Below are 12,409 nucleotides of genomic sequence, written 5' to 3' on the forward strand. Positions count from 1 at the left end.
GGACGCCGAGACTTTTCCCTGTTGCGGCATCGCCGCGAGGACCCGATCAACCCCCTTGAGCACGCATCCATCCGAACTGGAGCCGTTCGTTCCGCCGCCGCAGGTCGCGGCGGGGCTGGACAGCGCGTCGCTGTACCAGGAGGTGTTCGAGGCCGCCGGTACCGGCTTCTGCGTGATCGAGGTGCTGTTCGACGAGGCCCGCGCGGTGGACTTCCTGCACTGCAGGGTGAACGCGGCCTTCGAGCGCATCACCGGGCTGGCCGGTGTCGCCGGGCGCCGCGCCACCGAGGTGCTGCCGGGGCTGGACGAGTACTGGTTCCGGGTGTTCGGGCGGGTGGTCGACGAGGGCGTGCCGGCGCAGTTCGAGCGTTACCTGCCACAGCTCGGGCGCTGGTACTCGGTCGAGGCGGTGCGGCTGCGGCCGGCGGCGGCGCGGCGGCTCGCGGTGCTGTTCGTCGACATCTCGCGGCGCAAGCAGATCGAGACCGAGCTGGCCGAAAGCGAGGCGCGCTTCAGCGCCCTGGCCGACGGCCTGCCGATGCCGGTCTGGGTACTGGATGACCTGGGCCACGTACGTTTCGTCAACAATGCCTTCGGCAGCTTCTTCGGCCTGCAGGCCGACCACCGCTTCGGGCCGCGCTGGTGGGAAGGGCTGCTGCACCCGGAGGACCTGAAGGTCTTCGAGTACGCATTGGAAGACGCGCTGGGCAACGAGCGCGAACTGCACCTGAGCGCGCGCCTGCGCCGCCATGACGGCCAGTGGCGGTGGCTGGAAATGAACGCCGCGCCGCGCTTCTCGGCCGATGGCCGCTTCATCGGCCTGGCCGGCAACAGCCCGGACATCACCGAGCGCCGCGAGATCGAGATGGCGCGCGAGGAGTTGCTGGGCGCCGAGCGCGCCGCGCGCAGCGCCGCCGAGGGCATGGCCCGGGTCAAGGACGAGTTCCTCGCCACCCTGTCGCACGAACTGCGCACCCCGCTGACCACCATCCTGGGCTGGAGCGAACTGCTGCTGCAGCGCATGGAGGCCGACCATCCCATGCGCCGCGGGGTGGAAGTCATCGCCAGCAGCGCGCTGGCGCAGAAGCGGTTGATGTCGGACATGCTCGACCTGAGCAGCATGCTGCTGGGCAAGGTGCAGCTGGAGGTCGAAGTGCTCGACCTTGCCGAGCAGGTGCGCGAGGCCGTGCGCCTGCAGGAGCTGGCGGCGCAGGACAAGGCGCAGGCGCTGGTGGTCGATGTGCCGCGCGCGCCGTGCCCGGTGCTGGGCGATGCCACGCGGCTGCAGCAGGTGCTGTGGAACCTGCTGGCCAACGCCATCAAGTTCACCCCGGTCGAGGGCCGGATCGAGGTCGTGCTGCGGCAGGAGGAGGGGCAATACGTGGTGGACGTGCGCGACAACGGCGACGGCATCGCGCCGGAATTCCTGGCGCAGCTGTTCAGCCGCTTCAGCCAGGCCGACACCACCACCACCCGCCGCCATGGCGGCCTGGGGCTGGGGCTGGCCATCGCCAGGCAGTTGACCGAACTGCATGGCGGTTCGGTGTGCGCGCAGAGCGCGGGTGCCGGCCAGGGGGCCACGTTCAGCGTGCGCCTGCCGGCATACCGGGTGGAGAACGCCGGGCGGCCGCGGCGCACCGTGCAGCGGGTCGCGGCCGGCGAACAGGTGGTGGCCGGCCACGCGCTGGCCGGGACCCGGGTCCTGGCGGTGGAAGACCAGCCGGAGGTACTGGCCTATCTGCGACGGGTGCTGGAAGAGCAGGGCGCGCAGGTGGTGGCGGCGGCGTCGGCCGCCGAAGCGCTGGAGCTGCTGGACCTGCGTGGCCACGCCGCCTTCGATGTGCTGGTCAGCGACGTCGGCATGCCCGGCATGGACGGCTACGGGCTGGCACGTACGCTGCGCGAGACCATGGGCATTTCCGCGGCGGAGCTGCCGGCGGTCGCGGTGACCGCGCTGGCGCGCGGCGATGACCGCCGCCGCGCGCTGGCGGCCGGCTTCCAGGTGCACGTCGCCAAGCCGTACAGCGTGGCGCAGCTGGTAGGCGCGGTCCGCGAAGCCTGTAGCGGCCGCTGAATCCACGCCGCGCGTGGCCGGCCCCGGCCCGGGCGGGCCGCTAGAATGACCGGCTACGTTCCGCTGGATATCCGCGATGGCCGCCGCCCAAGACGCCCCGCTGCAGACCCTGTTCCTCCCGTTCGCCAGTGGCAGCCTGCCGTGGCCGCAGGGGCCGGTGCTGTTCCTGCGCGCCCGCGAGGGCTGGCCGCTGCGCGAGCATGCCGCGCCCGGGCAACTGGTGTGCGTGCAGAGTTTCCGGCCGTTCGCGCAGGCCCTGGAGCGCGGTGGCTGGGAGGTGCGCGACGAGGCCGCCGTGGAAGACACCGCCGCCACCTACCCGCTGGTGCTGGTGTTGCCGCCGCGCCAGCGCGACGAGGCGCGCGCGCTGCTGGCGCGGGCGCTGGCGCAGCTGGCGCCGGGTGGCGTGCTGGTCGCCTGCCAGGCCAACAGCGAGGGCGCGCGTTCGGGTGAAAGCGACCTGGAGCGCCTGGCCGGCCTCGGCGGCAAGCTCACCAAGAACCACTGCCGGGTGTACTGGAGCGCGCCGCGTGACGGCCACCACGACGAGGCGCTGCGCGCGCGCTGGGCGGCGCTGGATGCGCCGCGGCCGATCATGGACGGGCGCTTCCTCAGCCGCCCCGGGGTGTTCGCCTGGGACCGCATCGACCGCGCCTCGGCGCTGCTGGTCGAACAGCTGCCGCCGGACCTGGCCGGGCGTGGCGCCGACCTCGGCGCCGGCTGGGGCTATCTGTCGGCCGAGCTGCTGGCGCGCTGCCCCGGGGTGACCGCGCTGGACCTGTACGAAGCCGAGTCGCGGGCGCTGGCGCTGGCCCGCCACAACCTGGCCGGCAGCCGCGCGCAGCTGGATTTCCGCTGGCACGACGTCACCGCCGGCATCGACGGCCGCTACGACTTCGTCGTCTCCAATCCGCCGTTCCATACCCCCGCGCGCGAGGACCGGCCGGACATCGGCCAGCGCTTCATCGCCGTGGCCGCGCAGGCGCTGCGCCCGGGCGGGCGCCTGTTCATGGTCGCCAACCGGCACCTGCCGTACGAACAGATCCTCAACGACAGTTTCGGGCAGGTGCGCGTGGCGGCCGAGCGCGACGGCTTCAAGGTCATCGTCGGCACCCGCGGGGGCCGCGCATGAAGCTGGTCAAGCACATCGCCAACCTCGGTTATGGCAGCCGCAAGCAGGTGCAGTGGCTGTTCCGCGAGGGCCGCGTCACCGATGCCGATGGCGACGTGCTGTACGCCGACGACAAGGTCGCGCACGACGCCATCCGCATCGATGGCGAGCCGCTGGATCCGCCGCCGGGCCTGGCCCTGATGCTGCACAAGCCGGCTGGCTACACCTGCTCGACCAAGGACCAGGGCCGGCTGGTCTATGACCTGCTGCCCACCCGCTTCCGTGACCGCTCGCCGCTGTTGTCCACGGTCGGCCGGCTGGACCGCGACACCAGCGGGCTGCTGCTGATGACCGACGACGGCGCGCTGCTGCACCGGATCGTGTCGCCGAAGTCGAAGCTGGACAAGGTCTACGAGGCGCGGCTGGCGCAGGATCTGCGCGGCGACGAGGCGGCGACCTTCGCCAGCGGCACGCTGTTGCTGGAATCGGAGGACAAGCCGCTGCTGCCGGCCGAACTCGAGGTGCTGGGCCCGCGGCACGCGCGCCTGACCCTGCACGAGGGCCGCTACCACCAGGTGCGGCGCATGTTCGCCGCGGTCGGCAACCACGTCGAAGCGCTGCACCGCAGCCGCATCGGCGGGCTGGCGCTGGACGGGCTGGCCGAAGGCCGGTGGCGGGTGCTGTCGGCCGCCGATCTGCAGGTCCTGTTCGGGGACGCGCCATGACCCTGCTGGCGTCGCTGGCGGCGCGGCCACAGGCGGTGATCTTCGACATGGACGGGCTGATGCTGGACAGCGAGCGCGCGCTGCTGGGCTGCCTGGCGCAGGCCGCTGCGGACGCCGGCCACGCGCTGCCCGAGGCGTTCCTGCTGTCGCTGATCGGCTCCAGCGACGCGCTCACCCGCCAGCGCATCGCCGGGCAGGTCGGGGCCGGTGCGGTCGATGCCCTGCTGCAGGATTCGTACGCGCGCTATGAACGGCTGGTGGCGGCCGGGGTGCCGCACCGCCCGGGCATCACCGACCTGCTCGACACCCTGGTCGCGCACGGCGTGCCGCGCGCGGTGGCCACCTCCACGCGGCGCCCGCTGGCGCTGCGCAAGCTCGAAAGCGCCGGGCTGCTGCGCTACTTCGAACACGTGGCGACCAGCAGCGACGTCGCCCACCCCAAGCCGGCGCCGGACATCTACCTGCTGGCCGCGGCGCGGCTGGGGGTCGAGCCACGCCACTGCCTGGCGCTGGAGGATTCGCCCACCGGCGTGCGCGCGGCGCTGGCCGCCGGCATGACCGTGATCCAGGTGCCGGACCTGCTGCAGCCGGACGCGGACGTGCGCGCGCTGGGCCATGCCATCGCCGGCTCGCTGCACGATGTGCGCGGGCTGCTGCTGCCGCTGCTGGACGGCCCGCCCGCGGCGCGCACGCGGGCCGGGTAAGGCGCGAACGGAACCCGGCCACGGCGACCGCGCCGGGCCGCCGCCTTCATCGGTTCCTTCGCCGCTGCGCGTCGGCGGCCGGGAGCGGCCGCCTCACTCCCCGTCCAGCAACCGCTTCCAGCCGTCCACGCCGAGCCTGTCCAGGGTGGCGATGTTGCGCTCGACGATCACGTCCGGGTCCGGGAACGCGGCCACCGCGCGTTCCACGCTGTCCTCGCGCAGCAGGTGCAGGGTGGGCCAGGGGGCGCGGTTGGTGTAGTTGCTGGCGTCGTCCGGCGCGGTGCCGGCGAACTGGTACTGCGGGTGGAAGCTGGCCACCTGCAGTACGCCCTGCAGGTCCAGTGCCTCCACCGCCGCGTCGGCGTTGTCCAGGAAGTCGTTGTAGTCGAGGAAATCGCTGAGCACCTGCGGGTGCACGATCAGCGTGGTATCGATCTGCTCGGCCGGCGTGTCGCGCAGCAGCAGCAGTTCCTCGGCCAGCTGCTCCAGCAGCGCCTCGGGCGTGCTGGCGTCGCTGAGCACGAAGCGCACCTGCTCCTTGACGTACACCGCCTTGGCGAACGGGCACAGGTTGAGCCCGATCACGGCCTTCTCCAGCCAGCGGCGGGTGTCGGCGATCGGGTCGTGGGCGGTGTCGTTCATGGCGGGCAGGCGGGCAACGGGGCGGCCATTCTAGGCGATGGCGGGCCGTGCCGCGGCGCCGGCGCGCGGGCCGCCGCGGACATCACGCCGCGCCCGCTCAGTCGCGGAAGTTGTCGAACTGCAGCGGCTGCTCGAACTCGCTCTTCTTCAGCAGCGCGATCGTTTCCTGCAGGTCGTCGCGCTTCTTGCCGTTCACGCGCAGCTTGTCGCCGTTGATCTGGGTGTCGACCTTGATCTTGGACTCCTTGATCTTCGCCGCGATCTGCTTGGCCAGCTTCTGCTCGATGCCCTGCTTGACCTTGACCTGCTGGCGCGCGCCACCGAGGTTGGTCTCGATGTCGCCGAACTCCATGCAGCGGAAGTCGATGCCGCGCGCGGCCAGGCGCTGCTTGAGGATGTCGGCCATCTGCTTGAGCTGGAAATCGCTGGGCGCGGCCAATTTGATCAGCGCGTCACCCTCCTGCTCGAACTTCGCGTCCACGCCCTTGAAATCGAAGCGCGTGGACAGCTCGCGGTTGGCCTGGTCGATGGCGTTGGTCAGTTCGTGCTTGTCGACTTCGGACACGACGTCGAAGGAAGGCATGGGAGAGCTCCTGGCGGAAAAACAGCGGTCATTCTAGGCGATCGCCCGGTGGCGCCGTCGTCAGGGCGCGTCCTTCCACTGCGCATGCAGCAGGTTGGATACCGCGAAGCAGGCCGGCGCGTCCTTGTTGGACAGCACGATCACGGTTTCGCCGGTATGCGGGTAGCTGCGCACGTCGGTGCAGATGCCGTCGGCGCTGCCGCCGTGGCCCCAGCGGAAATCGCGTCGGGCACGCCCGGGCCGTAGCCCGTGGCGAAGAAGCCCAGCCCCATGAACTCGTGCTGCGGCGTGGTCGCCTGCCTGAACAGCGGCAGGGGCAGCAGCCGGCCGTCAACCAGTGCCTGCACGAAGCGCAGCAGGTCGCTGGCCGGCGCCACCTGCCCGCCGGCGGCGAAACCGCGCGCCGGCAGCGTGGCGCAGTTGCGCACGCGCCTGCCTTCGACTTCCGCATAGCCCGCCGCCAGGTCCGGTGCCGGGTCGTCGCAGTCGACGAAGCCGGTGCGGGTCATCCCGGCCGGCGCCAGCACATGCGCGCGGACGTAGGATTCGAAGTCCTGCCCGGACAGTACCTCGACCATCCGCCCCAGCACCACGTAGCCATAGTTGCCGTACTTCTGCTGCGTGCCCGGGGCGAACTGCGGTGCGCGCCGGCCATGCAGGGCGATGATGTCGGCGGCGCTGCGCAGCCGCGCGCGCTCGGCCGCATGTGCGGCGCCGAACAGTTCGTCCACGTCGCCGGCGCCGGCGGTGTGGGTGAGCAGCTGCCGCACCGTCACCGTGTCGGCGAAGGCGCGGTCGGGGTAGTCCTCCAGCACCTCGCCGACGTGGCTGTCCAGGGTGATGCGGCCGGCGGCGACCTGCTGCAGGATCGCCACGCTGGTGAACATCTTGCCGGCGGACGCCAGGTTCAGGCGGTCATCGGTGCGCAGCGGCGCCTCGCCGGTCTCGTCGCGCAGGCCATAGGCCTTCTCGAACACCACCTGGCCGTCGTGCGCGACCAGCACCACGCCGGAAAAGCGTCCGGCCGCCTCCAGCCCGAGGGCGAAACCGTCGAGCCGCGCCAGGTCGGTGGCGGCAGGCGCCTGCGCAGCGGCCGTCGCGCAGGTCAGGGACAGGGCCAGTGGGCCCAGGCAGCGAAGCGGGGTGGAAGCGACAGGCATGCATCCGGCTCCGGCGGAAGATGCGGCGAGCATAACGGCACCGCGGCGGCGGTTGCCGGCGTGGCCTGCGATAATCGCGCCATGTCCGTTTCATCCTCCCCCGTTCCGCGCTCCCCCGCCGCCGCCGTGGCGTGGATGCTGTCCGCCGTCGCCTTCTTTTCGCTGATGGACGCCGGCATGAAGCTGCTGTCGGCCAGCTACCCGACCCTGCAGGTCACCATGCTGCGCGGCGCCGCTTCGCTGCCGTTCGTGCTGGTCTGGGTGCTGGCCACCGCCGGCCCGCGCTCGCTGATCCCGGTGCGCTGGGGCCTGCACCTGCTGCGCGGCGCGCTGGGCATGGCCATGATCGGCTGCTTCGTCTACGCGCTGCGCAGCCTGCCGCTGTCCACCGCCTATTCGATCTATTTCGTCGCGCCGCTGCTGGTGGCCGCGCTGTCGGTGCCCTTGCTGGGCGAGCGGGTGGGGCCGCGGCGTTGGGTCGCGATCGCCATCGGCCTGGTCGGCGTGCTGGTGGTGCTGCGCCCGGGCGTGGACGGCTTCATCTCGCTGCCGGGGCTGATGGTGCTGCTGGCGGCCACCGCCTATGCCATCGCCGCGGTGACGGTGAGCCTGCTGACCCGCACCGACACGCCGCAGTCCATGGTGGTCTGGTTCCTGCTGATCATGGCGATCGGCGCCGGGCTGCTGGCGTGGCCGCAGTGGCAACCGCTGCAATGGCGGCACGCCGGGCTGATCGCCGGCATGGGCCTGGCCGGGGCGCTGGGGCAGATCGCGCTGACCCGCGCCTTCCAGCTGGGGCAGGCGTCGATGATCGCGCCGCTGGAATACACGGGGCTGGTCTGGGTGATCGGCTGGGACCTGCTGCTGTGGGGCGTGCTGCCGGATCGCATGACCTGGGTCGGCGCGGCGATCATCGTCGCCAGCGGCCTGTACCTGCTGCACCGCGAGCGGGTCCAGCACGCGCGGCGGGCGGGGCAGGTGGACCACCCCTGACGGCCGTCCGGGCGCGCATAGAACCAAAAGGAATAAGATTCCCCCTGCCCGTGCGGGCGCCGCGGCCGCGGCGCTGCTAGGCTTGCCGCCCTTCCGTCCGCCTGCTGCCTGGCCGTGATCGAGTTCCAGAACCTGCACAAATCCTATGCCGTGGACGGCCGCGCGATCACCGCGCTGCATCCGCTCGACCTGGCGATCGGCGCCGGCGAGGTGTTCGGCATCATCGGCCATTCGGGGGCCGGCAAGTCGACCCTGATCCGCCTGATCAACCGCCTGGAGGAACCCAGCGGCGGCCGCGTGCTGATCGACGGCCAGGATGCCACCGCGCTCGACGCCGAGGGGCTGCGCGCGCTGCGCCGGCGCATCGGCATGATCTTCCAGCACTTCAACCTGCTGTCGGCGCGCACCGTGGCCGGCAACGTCGCCTTCCCGCTGGAGCTGGCCGGCACGCCGAAGGCGCGGATCGACGCACGCGTGGCCGAGCTGCTGCATACCGTGGGCCTGGAAGCGCACGCGGCCAAGTACCCGGCACAGCTGTCCGGCGGGCAGAAGCAGCGGGTGGGCATCGCCCGCGCGCTGGCCACCGCGCCCAAGATCCTGCTGTGCGACGAGGCCACCAGCGCGCTCGACCCGCAGACCACCGCCTCGGTGCTGGCGCTGCTGGCGAAGATCAACCGCGAACTGGGCCTGACCATCGTGCTGATCACCCACGAGATGGACGTGATCCGCCGGGTCTGCGACCGGGTGGCGGTGCTCGATGCCGGCCGCCTGGTCGAGAGCGGGCCGGTGAGCGAGGTGTTCCTGCATCCGCAGCACCCGACCACGCGCCGCTTCGTGTCCGAATCCGAGCACGTGGACGAGGGTGAACTGCACCGCGATTTCGCCGCCGTGGGCGGGCGTATCGTGCGCCTGACCTTCCTCGGCGACGGTACCTACGAACCGCTGCTGGGCCGCATCGCGCGGCAGACCGGGGTGGACTACAACATCCTGTCCGGCCGCATCGACCGGATCAAGGACACGCCCTACGGGCAGCTGACCGTCGCCCTGGTGGGCGGCGACCAGAACGCCGCCCAGGCCGGTTTCGTCGAGGCCGGCGTGCACGTGGAGGAATTGCGCCGATGATCGCCACCACCACCGACGGCTTCTTCCGCCACCTGGATGCCGGCAAATGGGCCGACATCGGCCAGGCCACCGTCGACACCCTGCTGATGCTGGCCGGCTCGCTGCCGCTGACCCTGGCCATCGGCCTGCCGCTGGGCGTGCTGCTGTTCCTCACCGGCTCGCCGCAGCTGCACCGCCGCCCGCTGCTGTACGGGCTCACCGCGCTCGTGGTGAATGTGCTGCGCTCGGTGCCCTTCATCATCCTGATGATCGTGCTGATCCCGGTGACGCTGGCGCTGATGGGCACCTCGCTGGGCGTGCGCGGCGCGATCCTGCCGCTGGTGGTCGGCGCCGCGCCGTTCTACGCGCGGCTGGTCGAGACCGCGCTGCGCGAGGTCGACCGCGGCGTGATCGAGGCCAGCCAGGCCATGGGCGCCACCACCGCGCAGCTGGTGTTCAAGGTGCTGCTGCCCGAAGCGCGGCCGGGGCTGATCGCCGGCGCCACGGTCACCACCATCGCCCTGATCGGCTTCACCGCCATGGGCGGCGCGATCGGTTCGGGCGGCCTCGGCGACCTGGCGTTCCGCGACGGCTACCAGCGTTCGCACACCGACGTGGCCCTGGTCACGGTGGTGCTGCTGCTGGTGCTGGTGCAGCTGCTGCAGATGCTGGGCGACCGCCTGGTACGCCACTACACTCGCCGTTGAGCGGCTCCCCTCCCGCCGCACTGGAATACCGATGAAGACTTCCCTGTTCCGTCCGTTGCTCGCCGCTGCCGCCGTGTTGGCGCTGGCGGCCTGCGGCAAGCCCGCCACCGACGAATCCCGGCTGGTGGTGGCCGCCACCGCGGTGCCGCACGCCGAGATCCTGGAAGTGGTCAAGCCGATCCTGCAGAAGCAGGGCGTCACCCTGGACGTGCGCGTGTTCAACGACTACGTGCAGCCCAACGACCAGCTGGTGCAGAAACAGGTGGATGCCAACTATTTCCAGACCGAGCCGTACCTGGATGCCTACAACCGCGACCGCAAGACCCGGCTGGTGACCGTGGTCGGCGTGCACATCGAGCCGTTCGGCGCCTATTCGCGCCGGGTCAAGTCGCTGGCCGAGCTGCCGGCCGGTGCCGACGTGGTCATTCCCAATGACCCGAGCAACAACAGCCGCGCGCTGATCCTGCTGGACAAGGCCGGCGTCATCAAGCTGAAGGATCCATCCAACGCGCTGTCCACCCAGCGCGACATCGTCGACAACCCCAAGCAGCTCACGTTCCGCGAGCTGGACTCGGCGATGCTGCCGCGCGTGCTCGACCAGGTCGACCTGGCGCTGATCAACACCAACTACGCGCTCGACGCCGGGCTCGACCCGACCCGTGATGCGCTGGCGATCGAAAGCAAGGATTCGCCCTACGTGAATTTCCTGGTCGCGCGCGCGGACAACCGCGACGACGCGCGCGTGCAGAAGCTGGCCAAGGCGCTGACCGGCCCGGAAGTGAAGGCCTTCATCGAGCACAAGTACAAGGGGGCGGTGCTGCCGGCGTTCTGAGCGCGAACCGCGCATCGCCAGCCCGCGCGTGCGGCGGCGCCCTGCGCGCCGCCGGCGTCGGTGTGACGCCGCTGGATTCCGCAACCACGCGGGCCTGCTCCTGGCGTAGCGCCGGGCAACATGCCGCTGGCGCACGCCGCGCAAGGCGCCGCTGCCATGCGCCGAGCGGTTGTGCGGCTGCGGCGGCGGGGGCTAGGCTTCCCCCCACGCTTTCGCGGAGGGGCAGGGATGGGATTGCTGCGTTTTGCCGGGCGCCGCATGGCGCATTTCCTGGCACAGCCGCGGCGCCGGCAGGCGCATCCGCCCACCAGTGGCCCGCAGCTGCTGGCGCGCACCCTGCGCCGTGGCGACGTGCTGCTGGTGGAAGGCAACAGCCGCTTCTCCACCGTCATCAAGTACCTCACCCAGTCCACCTGGTCGCACGCGGCGCTGTATATCGGCGAGGAAGCGCTGGAGCCGGGCGGGCCGCGGCGGCCGATGCTGATCGACGTGGACGTGGAAGCAGGTGTGCGGCGGGTGCCGCTGGACGCGTTCAGTGACGTGCATACCCGCATCTGCCGCGCGCACGGACTGCCGCCGCCGGTCATCGACCAGCTGGTCGGCTTCATGCGCGCGCGCATCGGCTACAGCTACGACCTGAAGAACGTGTTCGACCTGGCGCGCTACCTGATCCTGCCGCCGGTGCCCGGGCACATGCGCCGGCGCATGATCGCGCTGGGCAGCGGCGAGCCGACCAAGGCGATCTGCTCGACCCTGCTGGCGCAGGCGTTCGAGTCGATCCGCTACCCGATCCTGCCCGGGATCGAGACCGTGCTTGGCCATGCCGGCGGCCGCCAGCAGCAGCGCGAGATCCTGCATATCCGCAACTACAGCCTGTACACGCCGCGCGATTTCGACGTGTCGCCGTTCTTCGAGATCGTCAAGCCGCGGCTGCAGTCGGGCTTCGATTACCGCACCCTGCAGTGGGGCGACGACGGTACGCCATGATCTTGCTGGCGCAGTGCCGCGGGCCATGAACGCGACAGGCACGGACCGCGGACGGTCCGTGCCTGCCGTTGGCGCCGTTTGCGGGCTGGATCAGAAGCGCGCGCCGATGCCGAAGCCCACGGTCCACGGGTCCAGCTTGAGCTTCTCGCCGGTGCCGCTGCCGGCCACGCTCAGTTCCGGGCGGGCATGCATGTAGCGCGCGTCGGCACGGGCGAACCAGGTGGAGTTGATGTTCATGTCCACGCCGACCGTGCCGATCGCGCCCTTGGCGGTGCGCAGGCCCACGTGGTCGCCGCCGGCGGCCAGGCCGTCGATCTTCTCGTTGCTGAAGTTCGACTCGTAGTAGCCCGCGCCCACGAACGGACGGAACACGTTGTCGGCCGCGCCGAAGTGGTACTGCGCGCTCAGCGCCAGCGGCTGCTGCTCGACCGTACCGGCCTTGGCGCCGCCGCTGGTGCGCACGCGGTGGTCGAACTTGTCCGCCGCGCCCCACAGTTCGACCGCGACGTTGTCGTTGAAGTAGTAGCTGGCGCTGAGCGTCGGCGCCGGGCCGCCGTCGACCTTGTCGATGCCGGTGGCCGGGCCGCTCTTGGGCTGCAGCAGAGTCACGCCGCCGACGACGGCGAAGCGCTTGCCGGAGGCGGTATCGGCCGGCGCGGCGCCGGCGTCCTGCGCGAACGCGGCGGGCGACAGCGCCAGGGCGCCCAGGACGGCGAAACTCATGATCTTGATGGTACGCATGGGGTGACTCCTCGTAGTGCTCTCGGGATTGCGTTGTTATCGAGGCCCT

Annotated in this window: 13 protein-coding genes; 9 read left to right on the plus strand and 4 right to left on the minus strand. The window is 71.2% G+C overall.

From position 1 onward, the window contains the following. The first annotated feature begins 55 nt into the window (after nt 1-55). From ACJ7VY_RS01955 to ACJ7VY_RS01970, 4 genes are all read left to right on the plus strand, one after another. The gene (locus ACJ7VY_RS01955) at nt 56-2,074 is read left to right on the plus strand and encodes an ATP-binding protein (protein ID WP_409476270.1); all 2,019 of its coding nucleotides are present in this window, start codon (nt 56-58) and stop codon (nt 2,072-2,074) included. A 76-nt stretch (nt 2,075-2,150) separates the two neighbouring features. After that, nucleotides 2,151-3,206 carry a class I SAM-dependent methyltransferase gene (locus ACJ7VY_RS01960; RefSeq protein ID WP_161614302.1) on the plus strand — a complete coding sequence of 352 codons (1,056 nt, stop codon included), beginning with the start codon at nt 2,151-2,153 and terminating at the stop codon, nt 3,204-3,206. Further along, entirely contained in the window at nt 3,203-3,910 is a 708-nt protein-coding gene (locus ACJ7VY_RS01965) for a pseudouridine synthase (protein WP_104937909.1), read from the plus strand. The genes ACJ7VY_RS01960 and ACJ7VY_RS01965 overlap by 4 nt, the downstream gene beginning before the upstream one ends. Beyond that, nucleotides 3,907-4,614 (plus strand): HAD family phosphatase, encoded by a 708-nt coding sequence (locus tag ACJ7VY_RS01970; protein WP_321989871.1) that lies wholly within the window; start codon nt 3,907-3,909, stop codon nt 4,612-4,614. The genes ACJ7VY_RS01965 and ACJ7VY_RS01970 overlap by 4 nt, the downstream gene beginning before the upstream one ends. A gap of 93 nt (nt 4,615-4,707) precedes the next feature. Here the strand turns inward: ACJ7VY_RS01970 and ACJ7VY_RS01975 are convergent, their stop codons facing one another. From ACJ7VY_RS01975 to ACJ7VY_RS01985, 3 genes are all read right to left on the minus strand, one after another. Next, nucleotides 4,708-5,256 carry a DUF1415 domain-containing protein gene (locus ACJ7VY_RS01975; RefSeq protein WP_240212938.1) on the minus strand — a complete coding sequence of 183 codons (549 nt, stop codon included), beginning with the start codon at nt 5,254-5,256 and terminating at the stop codon, nt 4,708-4,710. A 97-nt stretch (nt 5,257-5,353) separates the two neighbouring features. Beyond that, complete coding sequence (locus tag ACJ7VY_RS01980) at nt 5,354-5,839, minus strand: YajQ family cyclic di-GMP-binding protein (RefSeq protein ID WP_104937912.1); 486 nt, start codon at nt 5,837-5,839, stop codon at nt 5,354-5,356. A 140-nt stretch (nt 5,840-5,979) separates the two neighbouring features. After that, a complete protein-coding gene (locus ACJ7VY_RS01985) occupies nt 5,980-6,999 on the minus strand; it encodes a serine hydrolase domain-containing protein (RefSeq protein ID WP_409476271.1) in 1,020 nt (339 codons plus the stop codon). Nucleotides 7,000-7,080: 81 nt separating this feature from the next. Between ACJ7VY_RS01985 and ACJ7VY_RS01990 the strand changes: the two genes are divergently transcribed. The 5 genes from ACJ7VY_RS01990 (at nt 7,081) to ACJ7VY_RS02010 (ending at nt 11,619) form a co-directional block, all read left to right on the plus strand. Continuing rightward, nucleotides 7,081-7,992 carry a DMT family transporter gene (locus ACJ7VY_RS01990; RefSeq protein ID WP_161614307.1) on the plus strand — a complete coding sequence of 304 codons (912 nt, stop codon included), beginning with the start codon at nt 7,081-7,083 and terminating at the stop codon, nt 7,990-7,992. 114 nt (nt 7,993-8,106) lie between these two features. Continuing rightward, a complete protein-coding gene (locus tag ACJ7VY_RS01995) occupies nt 8,107-9,114 on the plus strand; it encodes a methionine ABC transporter ATP-binding protein (RefSeq protein ID WP_104937915.1) in 1,008 nt (335 codons plus the stop codon). Next, complete coding sequence (locus ACJ7VY_RS02000; protein ID WP_104937916.1) at nt 9,111-9,800, plus strand: methionine ABC transporter permease; 690 nt, start codon at nt 9,111-9,113, stop codon at nt 9,798-9,800. The genes ACJ7VY_RS01995 and ACJ7VY_RS02000 overlap by 4 nt, the downstream gene beginning before the upstream one ends. 31 nt (nt 9,801-9,831) lie before the next feature. Further along, a complete protein-coding gene (locus ACJ7VY_RS02005; RefSeq protein WP_312347921.1) occupies nt 9,832-10,632 on the plus strand; it encodes a MetQ/NlpA family ABC transporter substrate-binding protein in 801 nt (266 codons plus the stop codon). Between the two features lie 228 nt (nt 10,633-10,860). Beyond that, on the plus strand, nt 10,861-11,619 hold the full coding sequence (locus ACJ7VY_RS02010) for a YiiX/YebB-like N1pC/P60 family cysteine hydrolase (RefSeq protein WP_104937918.1): 759 nt from the start codon (nt 10,861-10,863) through the stop codon (nt 11,617-11,619). A 90-nt stretch (nt 11,620-11,709) separates the two neighbouring features. On the opposite strand, the gene ACJ7VY_RS02015 is transcribed toward ACJ7VY_RS02010, so the two are convergent. Then, nucleotides 11,710-12,360, minus strand: a complete 651-nt coding sequence (locus ACJ7VY_RS02015; protein WP_161614310.1) for an OmpW/AlkL family protein — start codon at nt 12,358-12,360, stop codon at nt 11,710-11,712. Nucleotides 12,361-12,409 lie beyond the last annotated feature (49 nt).

It is taken from the genome of Stenotrophomonas sp. Y-13 (assembly GCF_046267925.1).
In the GTDB taxonomy this organism is placed as follows: Bacteria; Pseudomonadota; Gammaproteobacteria; order Xanthomonadales; family Xanthomonadaceae; genus Stenotrophomonas; species Stenotrophomonas acidaminiphila_A.

Bases quoted from the DNA above. Each gene is read 5' to 3' on its own strand.
- ACJ7VY_RS01960 (WP_161614302.1), top strand. From the start codon at position 2,151: ATGGCCGCCGCCCAAGACGCCCCGCTGCAGACCCTGTTCCTCCCGTTC.
- ACJ7VY_RS01965 (WP_104937909.1), top strand. From the start codon at position 3,203: ATGAAGCTGGTCAAGCACATCGCCAACCTCGGTTATGGCAGCCGCAAG.
- ACJ7VY_RS01970 (WP_321989871.1), top strand. From the start codon at position 3,907: ATGACCCTGCTGGCGTCGCTGGCGGCGCGGCCACAGGCGGTGATCTTC.
- ACJ7VY_RS01975 (WP_240212938.1), bottom strand. From the start codon at position 5,256: ATGAACGACACCGCCCACGACCCGATCGCCGACACCCGCCGCTGGCTG.
- ACJ7VY_RS01980 (WP_104937912.1), bottom strand. From the start codon at position 5,839: ATGCCTTCCTTCGACGTCGTGTCCGAAGTCGACAAGCACGAACTGACC.
- ACJ7VY_RS01985 (WP_409476271.1), bottom strand. From the start codon at position 6,999: ATGCCTGTCGCTTCCACCCCGCTTCGCTGCCTGGGCCCACTGGCCCTG.
- ACJ7VY_RS01990 (WP_161614307.1), top strand. From the start codon at position 7,081: ATGTCCGTTTCATCCTCCCCCGTTCCGCGCTCCCCCGCCGCCGCCGTG.
- ACJ7VY_RS02000 (WP_104937916.1), top strand. From the start codon at position 9,111: ATGATCGCCACCACCACCGACGGCTTCTTCCGCCACCTGGATGCCGGC.
- ACJ7VY_RS02005 (WP_312347921.1), top strand. From the start codon at position 9,832: ATGAAGACTTCCCTGTTCCGTCCGTTGCTCGCCGCTGCCGCCGTGTTG.
- ACJ7VY_RS02010 (WP_104937918.1), top strand. From the start codon at position 10,861: ATGGGATTGCTGCGTTTTGCCGGGCGCCGCATGGCGCATTTCCTGGCA.
- ACJ7VY_RS02015 (WP_161614310.1), bottom strand. From the start codon at position 12,360: ATGCGTACCATCAAGATCATGAGTTTCGCCGTCCTGGGCGCCCTGGCG.